The following is a 15,695-nucleotide window of genomic DNA, read 5'->3' on the forward strand; positions in this document are numbered from 1 at the left end:
CTCATTTTCGGAAATGGTTTAATGGTTGTAATTATTAAAACTCCTGCCTTAATCAGTTTTAATAATTTTAAATGTTTTTTTTTCTTTATTTGCCTGAAATACTTTTACGAAATAACTTGCCGGTAAAAGGTTACTTATAACAATGCTGGTCTTTTTATCAGTAATTATTTGGCTTAGTAAAAGTTTCCCCTGCAAATCATATAGTTGGAAGTTCAAAGTTGAAGGTTCAATGTCATTAACTTCCAATGTAAGATAATCTGCAGTCGGGTTTGCTGCCTTCAATGGGTTCAATGGCTTTTCTGACCATTTGTATCCTGCGGTCAGTAATAAGTTAAATGGCATGACATGGAAAATCTTAGATGGAATAGAATACTTATAATTTTTTTTAAATGCTTTTCAGAGCATCCAAAGCTTTGATATAATCAGGGTGGTTTGTGATTTCCCCAACATATTCAACATAACGAATAATTCCTTTTTCATCAACTATTACTATTCCGCGTGACAACAGGCGGAGCTCATCAATCAAAAAGCCGTATTTTATTCCAAAATCCGTTTCCTTATGATCGGAAAGAGTTATCACTTTGTCAATTCCTTCGGCAGCACAGAACCTGCCTAAAGCGAAAGGTAGATCACAGGATATGGTAAGAATCACCACATTGTCAAGTTTTGCTGCTTCTTCGTTGAATCTTCTTGTTTGTGCTGCGCACACTCCCGTGTCAACAGAAGGGACCACCGAGATAATGCGGATTTTACCATTATAATCACTCAATTTGTACGGCTTTAAATCATTGCCTAATACAGTAAAATCTTTTGCTTTTTCACCTTCTTTTGCCAAAGCACCAAGTAGTGTCATCGGATTTCCACCAAATGTTATTATTCCTGAATGTTTTTCCATAGTTTTATTTTATAATTTTTTACAAAATTACATATTTTTCTATTCAGGCAATAAGCTACCTAAATAAAAAAAATCAAAAATTTGTTTCTTATTATTTAGAAATAAAATACTCAGTTACCTCTGTATAATTTCCAAAATCAATCTTTTCATTCATAGCCGACAAGAAAATATTAGCGGGTATGATAACTATCCTCACAGAATCCCATGTTACATCAATTCCATTATACCAACTGCCATCAGGGTTTCTTAGGTAAATACCAATATATGGCTCAGGGTCGGTGAATAAAACTGTTGTATAAGTATCAAGCGGTCCATAACCGTTAACAACATTCCATTGGTCAAATCCTCCTGAATAATATGCATAAATTATACTGGAATCAATCAATCCTGCTGTCAGGCCGTCAGGAGTATATTTTTGCGTATAAAAATTAGCTGCGTTGAAAGTGCACGGCCCATAACCATACATTTTTATATTTGCATTGCCATTGGTTCCGGCAGGTCCCTGAGGCCCTTGTGGCCCGGCAGGGCCTTCTTCTTTTTTGCAAGAAATTAAGAAAATTGAAATTAAAAAGAGTACTATAATTAATTTTGTTTTCATGGTTTATATTCCTTATTATTTATTTATTAATTTTTATATTAAAAATTATCTACTTTTCAATATTTAATTTTTTGCATATTTCCTGGTAAGACATTTGATTGAAATTCGCCATACTGGCGGAAATCCCTCCGGGAATGATGATATACCTGTATGCATTTGTTGAGGGATCACCAGCAAAAGATCCGGGGTCATCATTATTATCAATATTAAAAAAGATAATGGTTAACAAATTATTGCTTAGTCTGAATGTCATGAATTGATTGACAAATTGGGTTAAACCATAAATAGTCATTGGGAGCGGCTGAGCTTCCGGAGTTCCTGCACTTTTAATATACACCATCACCAAACCCTTATCGACAATGTTTTGAGTTATTTCAGGTACCGTATCATAGTAATGCCTCATTGTTTTTCCAAACTCAGTGATAGCGGTTTCGCTCCAGCTTGTTGCCTGAAACCCAATCCAATCAGAATATATGACATTAGCAGTACCAGCAGGGCCTTCAGGCCCTTGTGGCCCGGCAGGGCCTTCTTCTTTTTTGCATGAACTTGCCACTGTCAGTAATACCAACAGTAAGGCAAATAATTTGATTTTTTTCATAATTATTGTAATTTAAGTTTAGACAAATTTACATAATTTGCAAGTAGAAAGTAATATTAATTTAAATTAGAAATCATTCATGTAATGAATTGTTTATGCTACTTTTGTAACTAAGTTCCCTAAGCAATGCCATATAAAAACCTCTCTGAATTCATAGCTGTACTTGAAAAACAAAATGAACTCCACCGTATCAAAGAATTTATTTCGCCGAAACTTGAAATCAGCGAGATAAGCGATAGGGTTGTAAAATCAGGCGGCAAAGCACTATTGTTTGAAAATACAGGAACGGATTTTCCTCTGTTAATCAATGCTTTTGGTTCTGAAAAAAGAATGTGCCTTGCTCTGGGTATTGAAAATCTTGACGAAATCAAAGGAAGAATAGATGCACTTTTTAAAAATGCATTGACTTCGGGAAAATCGCTTACAGAAAAACTTCATAAACTGTCGTTGTTAAGAGAGATTTCATCCTGGATGCCTAAAACCATAAGTGGAAAAGGTAAGTGTCAAGAGAAAATAATGCCTTCACCGGACATTACAAAACTTCCCGTATTGACCTGCTGGCCTCACGACGGCGGCCCTTTTATCACCCTTCCGGTGGTTCACACTCAAGACCCCGTTTCGGGTATGCGCAACGTAGGGATGTACAGAATGCAAGTATTTTCAGCTTGTAAAACAGCCATGCACTGGCACTTACATAAAAATTCAGCACGCCATTTTCATGAGTATAAAAAACTGAAGAAAAAAATGCCTGTGAGCGTTACCCTTGGTGGAGATCCTATTTATACTTATGTGGCAACCGCTCCCTTACCTGATAATATGGATGAGTACCTGCTGGCTGGCTTCTTACGAAAAAAGCGAGTTAAATTAGTTAAATGCCTTACTAATGAGTTGTATGTACCCGAAGATGTTGATTTTGTAATTGAAGGATATATTGACCCAGAGGAAGAACTAATTACAGAAGGCCCCTTTGGCGACCACACCGGATTTTATTCTTTGCCAGAACCTTTTCCTGTATTTCATATTACATGTATTACTCACCGCAAAGATGCCATTTATCCGGCCACAATTGTCGGCATACCGCCCATGGAAGACGCCTGGTTGGGAAAAGCCACAGAGCGAATATTCACCAGCCCGATAAAATATGCCTTACAGCCCGAAATAATTGATATTCATATGCCTGTGGAAGGCGTTTTTCACAATCTGGTTTTGGTAAAAATTAAAAATATCTATCAAGGTATTGCACAAAAAATTATTAACGGACTTTGGGGCGCCGGACAAATGATGTTTTCTAAAATTATCATTGTGCTGGATGAAAACGCTGACATCTTCAATTATCCTGAAGTAGTAAAAGCTATATCGGAAAATGTGAATATTAGTTCAGATATCATTTTTTCAAAAGGCCCTGCCGATATTCTCGACCATTCGGCAAAAAATTATGCCTTTCAAGGAAAAATAGGAATTGACGCAACTGTTAAAAAAGACAGTTCGCTAATAACACCTTCCATTAACAAAGAAAACCTTTCAAAGATTTTTGATGAAATCGTTAAATTAAACGACACACTGCTCCACCAAAATATTAATGCAGTCATTATTTCCTATAAAAAGAGCAAGCCAAACCATACCCGAATACTCGCCGAAAAACTGATTACAGAAAATATTTTGTTGAATATTCAATCCTGTTTTTTTCTTGACTTCAATGTGGAGGTGGATGACCTCAGCGAAACCTTATGGTTACTTCTGAATAATATTGATCCGGCAAGAGATATTTTTATTATAAGCAATACGCTATGTTTTGATGGCACCCGAAAAACCAAGGAACTGGATAATTTTCAGCGGCCCTGGCCAAATGTAATTGTGATGGATGATGAAACCATAAAAACGATAGATAACAAATGGGAAAAACTTGGTTTAGATAAATTTAGCCCCTCACCTTCTTTAAAATACAAAAAACTATTATGGCCCGGGAAAGCGGAAGCGGAATAAAAATTACAGATTCTGAAAAATAAACTCTGACATTCTTTTATACAAGTGATAACGTGTGTACCCGCCATAAATCCCGTGATTTTTGTTGGGATATAATTGCATTTCAAACTGTTTGTTAGCTTTCACCAGAGCATCAATAAGTTCAATGGCATTTTGAGCATGCACGTTGTCATCGGCCATGCCGTGAACTATCAATAACTTGCCTTTGAGCTTTTTTACATATTTAATGGGAGAGTTGTCGTCATACCCAGAGGCGTTGTCCTGCGGTTTACGCATATAACGTTCGGTGTAAATATTATCGTAGTTTCTCCAATTGGTAACAGGTGCTACGGCAATACCAGTTTTAAAATATTCAGCGCCTTTTGTCACACACAACGCGGTAATAAATCCTCCGTAACTCCACCCCCATATCCCAATACGGGCTTCGTCAACGTATGGCTGGGAAGCAAGATATTTTGCCGTTTCAATCTGGTCTTCGGTTTCTAACTTACCGAGCTCCATGTAAGTGCATTTGCGAAACTGCTCTCCTCTGGAGCCTGTGCCTCTTCCATCCACACATACGACAATATAACCCTGTTGTACAAGGTACTGATACCAAACCATATCGAAAGTGTCCCATTCGTTAGCGGCATATTGCGAATCCGGCCCTCCATAGACATTCATCAAAACGGGATATTTCTTTTTAGATTCAAAGTCGGGCGGCTTGATAATATATCCGTTGAGCCGTATGTTACCGGAAGTATTAAAACTGAAAAACTCTTTTTTTGTAAATCCGTATTCATTGGCTTTTTCAGCCAGTTTTTTATTATCGGTAAGCGCTTGTATTTCTTTGCCTTTGTTATTATAGATTGCTATAATTGGAGGGGTGTTTGCATCACTGAAAGTGCCTGTAAAATAAGCGCAATTTTTACTGAACTCAGCCTCCCACGTACCTTCTTTTTTAAATATTTTTGACTTATTCGAACCGTCAAAACCTACGCTGTATAAGTCGCGGTTCACAGGATTGCTTTCCGCCGAAATGTAATAAATCACAGCATTCTTTTCATCAATGGCTTTTATTTCCTTAACATCCCATTGACCTTTTGTAACCTGATTTATCAGCTTACCGTTTATATCATAGCGGTAAACATGATTAAAGCCGTCTTCTTCACTCATGATAAAGAAATATTTTCCATTTTCAGTAAATTTGAAATTATCTGTTATTTCTATGTAGCTTTTGTTTTCCTGAGTGTAAAATGTTTTAGTGTTTCCGGTTGTTGCATCTGCCATCAATATATCCAGTTTGTTTTGCAGGCGGTTCATCCTGAAAACAGCTAATTTGCCAGGGTCGGCTGTCCAACAGATGCGGGGTATATAAATATCGGTTTCATTGCCTATGTCAATACTTTTTAGTATTGGTTTTGAGAACTCGGTAAGGTCACAAATCCAAACACTTACAAGAGAATTGTCTTCGCCAGCTTTAGGGTATTTGTATTTGTATTGTTCGGGATACAAATCGCCATACATGATAAGTTGATACTCTTTAACCTTGCTTTCATCGAAACGGATGAAGGCAATTTTTTTGCTGTCGGGCGACCAGTGCCATGCTTTAGTAAAACTGAATTCTTCTTCATAAACCCAGTCTGTTGTACCATTCAAAATGTTATTTTGCAACCCATCGTTGGTAATCTGTAACTCAATGCCGGTTCTGATATCTGAGCAAAAAAGATTATTACCCGAAATATATGCGACCATGTCGCCATCTGGTGAGAATTCAGCCAGGCGTTGTTTTTTACCTTCCGATACAGCAAAAAGATTTTTTGTTGACAATTCAAATACAAAATATGATGCAATTTCAGAATGTCTGTAAATTGCTTCCGAATTGGTTTTCAGCAGCAGTGCTGTTTCTTTCTGGTTAATTTCGAAAGATTCAATTTGAATAGCAGTTTGTCCATCAACGGGCTTTAGCATTTCTTTGGTAACCAGTGTATCAACGGCTTGAGAGCTTTTATATGAATATCGAACTATAGTATATTCGTCCAAGAGTATCAGGTAGTGTTCGCCATCATTCATTGGAACTATATCTTCGGCCCGCTCCGGGTAAAAAGAATAATTTAGCCATAAATCTTCCAACGAAATACGTTTGAAGGTTTGAGAAAAAATAACAGAAGGAAAAACAAATAATATGAGTATTAAAATATTAAGTTTTGTTTTCATAATAATCTTTTATTATTTCCAAAATTAATGATTTATATAGAAAGAGGCTTACACAGATAAATAGGTTGACGCTACAAAATTATTCCTTAACCCATTTATAAATTATATCCGGTCCGATTTTCAAAAAATACGTCCCTTTTTTAAGTTTTCTGACGTTTATGGAACTGCTGTCACTTTGGAGTAGCCCAGATAATACTATTTTCCCTTCCATATCAGAAATAAAATAATTTTTTTCATTTTCAGTATTTTCCGTTTTCACTATAATATAATCCCTGGCGGGATTAGGAAATACATTAATGTTGTTTTTATAATTTACTTCAAAAATATTTGAAATGGAATCGTTCAGATAGTAATTTAAATAAGTGCTCATATCAACAATATGCAACTTTTGTTCGCTGGTAAAAACTTTGAAGCTCGAAAAATACTCATTTGAACAGTAATATATCAACCCGTTTTTTGTTGCAATCCCCTCTACCTGATGAAAGGGCAGTGACAAAGATATTTTTCTTTTATTGCCGTTAAAAAATTCATTTTCATTAAAATCATACAGAAGAAACAAAAAAGGCTGCAAAGTCATACTATAGCCACATAAAACAATTAATCTTTTATCCTGAAGATATGTGGCACCCGTAACTAATCCGCTTACATCGCAGGTTGATTCCAGATTTGCAATATAAGAGCCGGGTGTTTTGGGCAAAGTATAAATACTTGTTTTATTACTCACCCATTGTTTGGTAAACAAAAAAATACTGTCAGAAGAAACAACAAATGCTTCACAGTCAAAATCAGTATTATTGCCACCTGTTGGGGAAAAGTCCGTTTGGTTTGAATAAGAAAAATTTATGGTATCCACAACAGGGTTATTCAACAAAAGTGAATTCTTTTCCATCCGGAGAATTTTCAAATCAGTCCGGTTTCCATTTGCATTGTTGCCAAAATCTCCCACATAAACATAAATATCATCCTGCGATATTTCTTCCCAATCAATATTAGCAACTCCTGTAACGGTATAGTTTTGCAGTATCGTTCCACTTAAGGTATCCAAGGAATACAAATTAATATCAGAATTGTCATTGTGTGTCCATAAACTATTATTCCAGAAAATCAATCCTGAGGTTTCCGCCAGCCCGGGAGCAAGTATAGTTGACGATGTGGGAGAAACCAAAGCGGTATTATAGGTACAACTGCCATCGTTTATTGTGGCAGCAGCATTATAGTTATTAGCCAGAGGGTCGGTACATCCGGGAATCTGTGCCTGAACATTAACAAGTATAAATATTGTAAAGAAAAAGAAAAATATTGAAAACCTATTCATCAAATTTAAGCAACAAATAAAATTTAAAAATACCTATAAATGAATCTATTCTTTTTAAACAAATTAGAACTTAGCATTATGAAATCAGAGCAGAATATTTCACCAAAAAAATTTTTTTATCACTACAACAAAAATAAAAAGTGAAATAACCATAATTTTTTCATTGTGCATAAGTTTTTGTTCATCACAAATATATAAAATGATATTTAAATAATTATAAGTTAGTAAAACTAAATTCCTTAGGAATTTTTATAGTAATTGTTATTTCACCTTTATAAGTTCTACTTTAAAAATCAGTGCTGAACCTCCGGGAATTCCCTGTGTACCGGCATCTCCATATCCTAAATCTGAAGAAATAAACAGCTCATAAATACTGCCTTCATTCATAAGTAAAATGCCTTCCGAAAATCCTTTTATAAGATTGGTAAGCGGAAAATCTGCGGGTTGATTTCTTTCGTAGGAAGAATCGAAAACCCTGCCATCAATAAACTTGCCTTCATAGTTTACAGTAACTGTACTTTCCATGGTTGGTTTAGCCCCGTTACCCTGTTGAATAACTTTGTATTGCAGGCCAGATGCAGTGGTTAATATACCTGGTTTATTCTTGTTTTCTTCAAGAAATTTATTATCTTCTTCATTTTTCAATTTTGCATTTTTTGCATTTCTAATTGCTATTTTTTCCTCCATATATTTTCTGAAATTATCCATAATTGCCTTGGTAAGTTCTAATGGAAACAACATATGGTCTGGCCCGTTAAGCGCATCATTTACACCTTGAGATATGATATCATAGTTAAACATCAGCGAATCTTTAGTAAGGCTACCTTTAAGGTTATTGCCAATGTTACAGCCAATGGTATATGCAACCGAATCATCAAATGTTTTTAATTGTATTTTCCCTGTCTGAGAATTTGCAGAATGCCCCAAAGTGATAATAATAATTAGTGCAAAAAATTTTTTCATGTGTTTTTAGTTTATTTTTTTATAAGCATACAAATTTACAAATAATAAGCTTTTATGCATTTTACAAATAACACAAATGTTATACTTAAAAATTTTATAATTTTATCCAATGACACATCTGACACTTTCCGACTTTGACATAAAGCCCGGGTATTTTGTACATGAAAGTGAACTTCATGGGACATTACACACATACCGTGTTATGTGCCTTGTTTTAATTTTATGCACAACAACAAAACTTGAAAAAGAAACCCTACCCGCTCTTTTTGCTGCTTTTTTACATGATATGTCCCGCAGGCACGATGGCTTTTGTATGATGCACGGGCCAAGAGCTGCCAGAGAAAAAGTCCCGCAGTTTTTTTCTTTATTTAAAAAATATGGTATAACAGAAGAGGATATTAAGGTTATTAAAACTGCCATATCTTATCATTCGCAAATTATCGAAGTTCGGAAAAGCCATCCCCATTATAAAGTAACAGCATTATTGAAAGATGCTGATGCTCTGGACCGTATCCGTATGGGAAAAGGAAATCTCAATCCCAAACTTTTAAGATTCCCTGAGACTTATCATCTTATTGATTTTTCGCACAATTTTTACTACGAGAGTTTAAAAACAACAAATAAAGGATTTGACAACATTTTGAAAATAGCAGAGACATTATCAGGCTTGCAACTTGTTTACAGATAAAAAAAAGAGACTGGCATTATTTGCCAGCCTCTTAATGAAACAATAAAATATTTTTACTCAAGTTTTATTTTAGCAAACCAGATGACTTTACCGGATTTATTAGAGCCGAAAAACACTAACATTCCGGGCTCGGCTTCGAGGTATGGAAATTTTGGGTCCAGGAAATATTCCTTATCCCCGAAAGAAGTAAAATCACTTAAAGTACCGGCATTCATATCTATTTTCCCCACCCTCGGATAGGTCAGTATCTTTTTAAAGAAATCTGATTTTGCCTTGATTTCCTGCACAATCCAATATGTGTTATTAGGGTTTATGCCCGTAATCATACTTTGTGGTGTACCGTTATCTTTTGCATATTCATTATTTTCTTTTACATCTAACCCATACTGTGCTTTAAGCATGCCTTTGGAGTCAAAATGAAATGCAAGAATATCAATGTATTGCTTTACGGTTTCCATATCAGTGGAACTGGAAAGTGAAAAATTCGTTACCGTTGGTCCTTTTGGTTTTGTAACCATTTTGTAGTTCTGTCCCACAACTATGAAATCACCATTATCAAATATTCTATAATTCATGATATCAAACTTTTTTCCCTCGTAATTTGGAGCTTTTTTCTGTGAGGGTGGTGTTTTCAACTTGGCTTCAAATTCATCCAATGTAGTTTCTGTTAGGTATTCAACCTTACCGCCAGCAACTTTCATTAGTTGTACAGATTTATATTTACTAACCTTGCCAATCAGTTTGTTGTAATAATCATTTTTTCCTGATGCAAGAGGTCCAAATGCATATACTGCATCATTAGTTGCCAGAATATAATCTATATTCCAATAGCCGGCCTTTGATTTGAATGGAATTCTTTCAGTTAGATTCAGGTCTTTATCAAGCCGCACATAAGTATAATTAGTTAAGTCGGGATCTTTGTTTGTCTTGCCTAAATCATAAGGTGCAAAAACAAAAATCATTTCTTTGATAGCACTGTAATCATCATCACCACCAGTGCCTTCGGTAATAGCTTTTGCATAGCAGTAACCATTGTAATAATCAAAAGGTATCTTCAAATCTTTTACCATATCCAGATCTTTGTTGAACTTCAGCACATGAATGTCTCTATGGTACTTAAGCGGATCTCCACCTTTCTTTACCTGGTCACGTGCTCCGCAAAGAATATAAACATCTCCATTGCTATCGTCTTCAAAGTGAGTGAAATAATAAAACTTTGTCCCTTCATCATTCTTTGGTTTAACCTTTTCCAGTATCTGTATCGTCTTCACATATCCCATATTGAACCAGTCGTAAACATAATTAATACGTTTCTTTTTAAGCACAAGTGTGCCTATCAGGTTTGGCTCTACGCTTGTCCCTTCAACACTATATGAAGCCCCAGAGTAATTGACCCAGCCAAAATCAACAGGGTTGAGTTTTTTCATCTCCTGCAATTTATCAACATTTAGCTCATCCGTCTTCATATCAACAAAGTTGAAGTCTTTATCAAATGTATAGGTCTGCATGGATAAAGACATAGGCCCTGAAGATATAGTGTAATAAAGAAAATAATGTTGCTTGGCAGGGTCGTATTTTACATTAACAAGCGTACCCCTTTTGGCTTTTCCCGTAATTTCATAAGTTTTTTCAATTAAGCCAAATTGCTGAGCAAAAAGGCCGTTTGCTGCCAAAAACAGCAAGATGAAGATTAATTTTTTCATAATTTTAGTTTTTATTTGATTAATAAATTTTAAATTATAAGGTAAGTACAAAAGTAATAAATAATTCAGGCATTAAACATCCTAAATAAATTTATCAATCACAAAATTAATATATAAATGTACTGAATGCAAGAAATAAAAAAGATTTTTTAGACAACGATCGCTTTTTCTAATAGGACAATATTTTCTACATGATGGGTATGCGGAAACATATCAATGGGCTGTATTTTACTAATTGAATATTTTTCGGCCATCAACGCTAGGTCACGTGCCTGTGTAGCTGGATTACAACTCACATAAACAATACGTTTAGGATGTGCCTGTATTATCTGTTCAACCACTGCCGGATGCATGCCGTTTCGCGGCGGGTCAGTAATTATGATATCGGGATGGCCTTTGAAGACAAAAAAATCTACATTCAGAATTTTAGCAATATCTCCAGCTACAAATTCGGTATTATGTATGTTGTTGATTTTTGAATTAACAAGAGCATCTTCAATCGCGGGGGCAATGAATTCGATACCGATGACTTTTTTTGCCTGATGCGCCACAAAATTTGATATACTACCTGTGCCTGAATACAAGTCGTACACAATATCAGCAGAGCTAATGCCGGCAAATTCCTTAACTAAGGAATATAACTTATAGGCTTGTAAGCTGTTAGTCTGAAAAAAAGATACCGGACCTATACGGAAAAGAAGTTCGTCCATTTGTTCTGTTATGAACGGTTTGCCAAAATAGCATTTTACTTCAAGGTCAGAAATAGTATCGTTGTGTTTTGAGTTTACCACAAACATGAGCGAAGTGATGCGGGGATAGATTTCGAGAATATGGTCAAGTACCAGTTTTTGATTTTCGGGTTGTTCCTCTCCAAAAACCATGATTGCCATCGTTTCATTCAGTGTTGTATTGCGGATGATGAGGTTTCTCAAAAATCCCTCATGCCTGCGCGGATTGTAAAAAGTAAAACCCCGGCCAATACAAAACGATTTCAGGCTATTACGGATATGATTTGTGGGCTCACTTTGCAAGTAGCAATGCTCAATATCCAGCACACGATCAAAGTGTTTCGGAATATGAAAACCAATTGCATTCATATCCATAGTATCACGTGCTTGTGAATTCATATCTTCAAAGGTAAGCCAGCGGTAATCTGAAAAAGTATATTCCAACTTGTTGCGATAAAGGGTTTGTTTTTCTGAAGGGATAATGGGCAGTATCTCCGGGGTAGCGAGATGTGCAATTCGCTGAAAATTATCTGCAACCTGCTTTTGTTTGTAAAACAACTGATATTTGTACTGAAGATGCTGCCATTTGCATCCACCGCAAAGACCAAAGTGCTTACAGAAAGGGTCAGAACGTTTTTCAGAAAGTTTATGAAAATGTATGGCCTTTCCTTCCAGAAATGATTTCTTTTTTTTAAACACCTGTATATCGGCAACATCACCGGGAACAGCATTATCAACAAAAATAACCTTATTATCACGTCTTCCAACTGCTTTGCCTTCAGCACCCGCATCAATAATTTCTATTTCAGGAAGAATTATGTGTTCTGCTTTTTTCTTTCTCATCTTAAAAAAATCAAATCCTAAAGTTATTTGCTGTTTTGGGAACTCACTTAACATTATGCCACCCGCATCACCGATACCTGATCACTGGTAACTGAAAACTGCCCTACCAGCTTCTTCCTCCCCCGCCTCCAAAGCCGCCGCCGGAATGCCCCCCACTGAAACCACTGTGACCGCCACCGCCCCAGGATGAATGCCCGGAACTGCTTCCGCCTCTCCAACCACTTCCAATGCTTCCCGAGCTATACCCTGAAACGGAATGTTTGTAAGTCATATCACGGTTCAGATCATTCATGCTGGAAATAATCGCATTTGTAAATAATAATGTGTTAAAAGTGTTGCCTGAACGATCTTGATACCAGTCAGGTGGTTGTGTTAGTAAATCCGTAAACTTCTCCGACCACTCCTTTCCCTGGCCCATAAGAATAGCATAAGAAATGGTCTGATAAAAATAATTTGGATTTTCATTTATAAGTTCTTTTATCCTTGGGATATCGGTGCGCTTTATGAACTCATAAAACCCCACTGCCTGATAAAATATTTTCATTCCATAAGGCCCGTACTTAGGCATAAACATACCTATTAACCATAATGTTATGGAAATTACGGTAAAACAAATAATAATTTGTCCGGTATAATATGGGGAATAATTTAACACAAAAGTCCCCAGTATCAGGTTTAATATGGATAAAACCTTAAGCATCCTTCCGAAACCTAAGGTGCCCGGCTTATAAAATTTATTTGTTTTTCCGTAAAATTTCAACTCCTTTTGTGCCTTTATCAATGATAAATAGAAACTGTTTCTAAGGGTGTTGGTTTTAACTGTTTTCCCTGATTTGAAAAGGCGGTCATATAATATACGTTCAAATTTTTTAGCATCAGGAGGCAATTCTCTTTTCTTTGTTATTTCCCAAACATTTTCATTAGGATTAACATTATCAGCCTGCTGGATAGAAATAAGGCCTTTTCCAGCCCAGAAATAAATCAGTGAAATCAGGTCACTGTTATGAATTTTATTGTCCCATAAAAAACCTATCTCTGCCGGAGTAATACCCTCAGGAGGATAATATTTCACAACTACAGTTTGTTTTTTATCGCGCCCCAAAAAATACCATATAACGACAAGAATCAGGCAAACGAAAAAACAAATGAAAAGAAAGTAATTATTTATCCAAAGTAGTTTGAGTTTTAAAATAAAAGGAATTTCTGTAATATAATCTTTAGGAAACTCTGCTTTGATTACAATGGCTTGCTTGGGCAATAGCCCATGGTGAAGTTTTCCTGAAATAACATTTTGTGAAAAATTAAGCTGTAAAGTATCTTGGTTTGTGATTTCTCCATCTATTGCAGCAGCGTATCTAACAGGCATAATGCCCTTCCCTTCAGCGAAACTTACAGAAAAAGAACCCTGGCATACCGGTTCGTCAAAAGTTGTCATCAATGGAAAAAACAATAATAAATTTTTATTTTTAATACTCAAAATATCATAAATATCATATTCTATTGAAAACACAGAATCATTGTGCTCTGCATCCATATAAAATTCCACATCATATTTAAAATCCTGCCAATCAATATTTATCTTATGTTGAGGACTTATTTTAATATTTCTCACCAGAGCTTTATCAACTTTCCCTACCAGAGAATAATCTGCTATTTGGTATGTCAGTCCTGTAAAAATTTTGATTCTTTTAGGGAAAATATACCTTATATTACTAACAAATATATTTTGGACCCCGGTACGATTGTTAAAATTTACTTTATATACCTGCTTAATATGAGCAACTCCTTTTTTATTTATGCTTATATCGGAATAAAAGTCCTTAATAACATAGTTCTTAGCATAAATATCATATGGCACTTTTTCATTATTTATATTTGACGAATTAAATTTTAGCCGCATATCAATGCGTGGTATATTTCTTAAACTAATCGGATGCTCAGCCATATAAGCGTTTTCTTTACCGTTGTATCTGGTTTTAAAAAACTTTGGAAACTGGTTCATAAAAAAATCCAGATACTGCCAATTCGATTGAATGGGTTTATCAACAATTATTTTATATGAAAAAAACTCATACGGTTCCTTTATTTGGGGGTTTATCAGGTTCCAGGTAAGTTCAGCAATAGGTTGATTAAATTTAAAAGCACCCCACACATGAAAACGGAAAACCAATTCATAGGTTCCTTTAAAAGGTATTTTATTTGCTTTCGCTTGGATATTTTTGTTATCACCAAAATTCATACAAGCAAATACAATATTTTTATTTTCTCCAGAAATACATTCTCCCGCAAACTTATCAATATAAATATCCTGAAAAATCTCATTTACATTTTCGTTTTCAACGGGATAATTATCAAAATATCTTGTAAAATAATAGCAAGGCTTAATAAATTCAATCACATATTTCTCTTCAATATCCAGTGAAGCATCTTTATTAACCTTGATTTCACTATAATAGTTTTTAATGTAAAAAGAATCAGCAATTTCAGCAATAGGTATGTCAAGCGAATGAAAATAGTTTAACGGAAAGCTTACAACTGCAGTTATACCCTGATGTTGTTTGAGTGTTTGTTTCGAAATGCCGGAAATTTTTTGATTATTAATTTCATAATTAATATTCTGTTCCTTTGCCCCCAGTCTCCCTGTATAAATAAGAATATTTTCCTTTAGTAAAGTTATCTTTTCAGGCAAATAAATATTAAAATCTGCTTTGTCAATTTGAGTTTCCCAGTCGTGCCCGATAATATTCCAATAAAATTCCACATGGTTTGCAAACTTATTTAAAGCGCCCCAAACTGTATATTTAATAATATATTTTTGCTTTCCAACCAGGTATTTATCTTGGCTGCCTATTTTTATTTCAAGAAAATCACCCTCCTGCAAAACAGAATATTCATATCCTTTAACCTTGATGTCTTTAATATAAATTTCATATAATCCCGAAGTATAATCCCTTTCGGCAAGTAATTCGTCCTGGCTGATTTTATATTGATACCGAGTTGGGATACTTCGTATAATACCCCTTCTCGAATCATTAAAAGTGAGTTCAATGGTCTCGGTAATATCACATGACCCATTAGTATTAATAATGATATCCGTATGATAATTATTAATATCAAAAGCTTCTTGTGAAAATGCTACAAAGCTAATTATACTAAAAAATACAGAAACAAATACTTTTTTCATT

Annotated in this window: 12 protein-coding genes; 2 read left to right on the forward strand and 10 right to left on the reverse strand. The window is 35.1% G+C overall.

What is annotated here, in order from left to right; all coding sequences use genetic code 11:
- Positions 1-48 precede the first annotated feature (48 nt).
- The 4 genes from M0R16_06325 to M0R16_06340 all read right to left on the reverse strand — a co-directional run bounded on the left by M0R16_06325 (position 49) and on the right by M0R16_06340 (position 2,091).
- Positions 49-342 carry a T9SS type A sorting domain-containing protein gene (locus M0R16_06325; GenBank protein MCK9612501.1) on the reverse strand — a complete coding sequence of 98 codons (294 nt, stop codon included), beginning with the start codon at positions 340-342 and terminating at the stop codon, positions 49-51.
- 43 nt (positions 343-385) lie between these two features.
- On the reverse strand, positions 386-895 hold the full coding sequence (tpx, locus tag M0R16_06330) for a thiol peroxidase (protein MCK9612502.1): 510 nt from the start codon (positions 893-895) through the stop codon (positions 386-388).
- 91 nt (positions 896-986) lie between these two features.
- Positions 987-1,493: a hypothetical protein gene (locus M0R16_06335; GenBank protein MCK9612503.1), complete on the reverse strand. Its 507-nt coding sequence runs from the start codon at positions 1,491-1,493 to the stop codon at positions 987-989.
- A 49-nt stretch (positions 1,494-1,542) separates the two neighbouring features.
- On the reverse strand, positions 1,543-2,091 hold the full coding sequence (locus M0R16_06340) for a hypothetical protein (GenBank protein ID MCK9612504.1): 549 nt from the start codon (positions 2,089-2,091) through the stop codon (positions 1,543-1,545).
- Between the two features lie 126 nt (positions 2,092-2,217).
- Between M0R16_06340 and M0R16_06345 the strand changes: the two genes are divergently transcribed.
- Positions 2,218-4,074 carry a menaquinone biosynthesis decarboxylase gene (locus M0R16_06345; GenBank protein MCK9612505.1) on the forward strand — a complete coding sequence of 619 codons (1,857 nt, stop codon included), beginning with the start codon at positions 2,218-2,220 and terminating at the stop codon, positions 4,072-4,074.
- 3 nt (positions 4,075-4,077) lie between these two features.
- On the opposite strand, the gene M0R16_06350 is transcribed toward M0R16_06345, so the two are convergent.
- The 3 genes from M0R16_06350 to M0R16_06360 all read right to left on the reverse strand — a co-directional run bounded on the left by M0R16_06350 (position 4,078) and on the right by M0R16_06360 (position 8,548).
- Complete coding sequence (locus tag M0R16_06350) at positions 4,078-6,270, reverse strand: S9 family peptidase (protein MCK9612506.1); 2,193 nt, start codon at positions 6,268-6,270, stop codon at positions 4,078-4,080.
- Positions 6,271-6,349: 79 nt separating this feature from the next.
- Positions 6,350-7,585: a T9SS type A sorting domain-containing protein gene (locus M0R16_06355; GenBank protein ID MCK9612507.1), complete on the reverse strand. Its 1,236-nt coding sequence runs from the start codon at positions 7,583-7,585 to the stop codon at positions 6,350-6,352.
- 261 nt (positions 7,586-7,846) lie between these two features.
- Entirely contained in the window at positions 7,847-8,548 is a 702-nt protein-coding gene (locus M0R16_06360; protein MCK9612508.1) for an FKBP-type peptidyl-prolyl cis-trans isomerase, read from the reverse strand.
- A gap of 109 nt (positions 8,549-8,657) precedes the next feature.
- On the opposite strand from M0R16_06360, the gene M0R16_06365 reads away from it, so the two are divergent.
- Positions 8,658-9,236 carry an HD domain-containing protein gene (locus tag M0R16_06365; protein MCK9612509.1) on the forward strand — a complete coding sequence of 193 codons (579 nt, stop codon included), beginning with the start codon at positions 8,658-8,660 and terminating at the stop codon, positions 9,234-9,236.
- A gap of 53 nt (positions 9,237-9,289) precedes the next feature.
- Here M0R16_06365 and M0R16_06370 read toward each other — a convergent pair whose 3' ends face one another.
- The 3 genes from M0R16_06370 to M0R16_06380 all read right to left on the reverse strand — a co-directional run bounded on the left by M0R16_06370 (position 9,290) and on the right by M0R16_06380 (position 15,694).
- Positions 9,290-10,939 carry a hypothetical protein gene (locus tag M0R16_06370; GenBank protein MCK9612510.1) on the reverse strand — a complete coding sequence of 550 codons (1,650 nt, stop codon included), beginning with the start codon at positions 10,937-10,939 and terminating at the stop codon, positions 9,290-9,292.
- A 149-nt stretch (positions 10,940-11,088) separates the two neighbouring features.
- On the reverse strand, positions 11,089-12,510 hold the full coding sequence (rlmD, locus tag M0R16_06375; protein ID MCK9612511.1) for a 23S rRNA (uracil(1939)-C(5))-methyltransferase RlmD: 1,422 nt from the start codon (positions 12,508-12,510) through the stop codon (positions 11,089-11,091).
- Between the two features lie 103 nt (positions 12,511-12,613).
- Positions 12,614-15,694, reverse strand: a complete 3,081-nt coding sequence (locus M0R16_06380; GenBank protein ID MCK9612512.1) for a DUF2207 domain-containing protein — start codon at positions 15,692-15,694, stop codon at positions 12,614-12,616.
- Position 15,695 lies beyond the last annotated feature (1 nt).

Source organism: Bacteroidales bacterium (assembly GCA_023228145.1).
GTDB lineage: Bacteria > Bacteroidota > Bacteroidia > Bacteroidales > CAIWKO01 > CAIWKO01.

Bases quoted from the DNA above. Each gene is read 5' to 3' on its own strand.
- M0R16_06325 (MCK9612501.1), bottom strand. From the start codon at position 342: ATGCCATTTAACTTATTACTGACCGCAGGATACAAATGGTCAGAAAAG.
- tpx (MCK9612502.1), bottom strand. From the start codon at position 895: ATGGAAAAACATTCAGGAATAATAACATTTGGTGGAAATCCGATGACA.
- M0R16_06335 (MCK9612503.1), bottom strand. From the start codon at position 1,493: ATGAAAACAAAATTAATTATAGTACTCTTTTTAATTTCAATTTTCTTA.
- M0R16_06340 (MCK9612504.1), bottom strand. From the start codon at position 2,091: ATGAAAAAAATCAAATTATTTGCCTTACTGTTGGTATTACTGACAGTG.
- M0R16_06345 (MCK9612505.1), top strand. From the start codon at position 2,218: ATGCCATATAAAAACCTCTCTGAATTCATAGCTGTACTTGAAAAACAA.
- M0R16_06350 (MCK9612506.1), bottom strand. From the start codon at position 6,270: ATGAAAACAAAACTTAATATTTTAATACTCATATTATTTGTTTTTCCT.
- M0R16_06355 (MCK9612507.1), bottom strand. From the start codon at position 7,585: ATGAATAGGTTTTCAATATTTTTCTTTTTCTTTACAATATTTATACTT.
- M0R16_06360 (MCK9612508.1), bottom strand. From the start codon at position 8,548: ATGAAAAAATTTTTTGCACTAATTATTATTATCACTTTGGGGCATTCT.
- M0R16_06365 (MCK9612509.1), top strand. From the start codon at position 8,658: ATGACACATCTGACACTTTCCGACTTTGACATAAAGCCCGGGTATTTT.
- M0R16_06370 (MCK9612510.1), bottom strand. From the start codon at position 10,939: ATGAAAAAATTAATCTTCATCTTGCTGTTTTTGGCAGCAAACGGCCTT.
- rlmD (MCK9612511.1), bottom strand. From the start codon at position 12,510: ATGAGAAAGAAAAAAGCAGAACACATAATTCTTCCTGAAATAGAAATT.
- M0R16_06380 (MCK9612512.1), bottom strand. From the start codon at position 15,694: ATGAAAAAAGTATTTGTTTCTGTATTTTTTAGTATAATTAGCTTTGTA.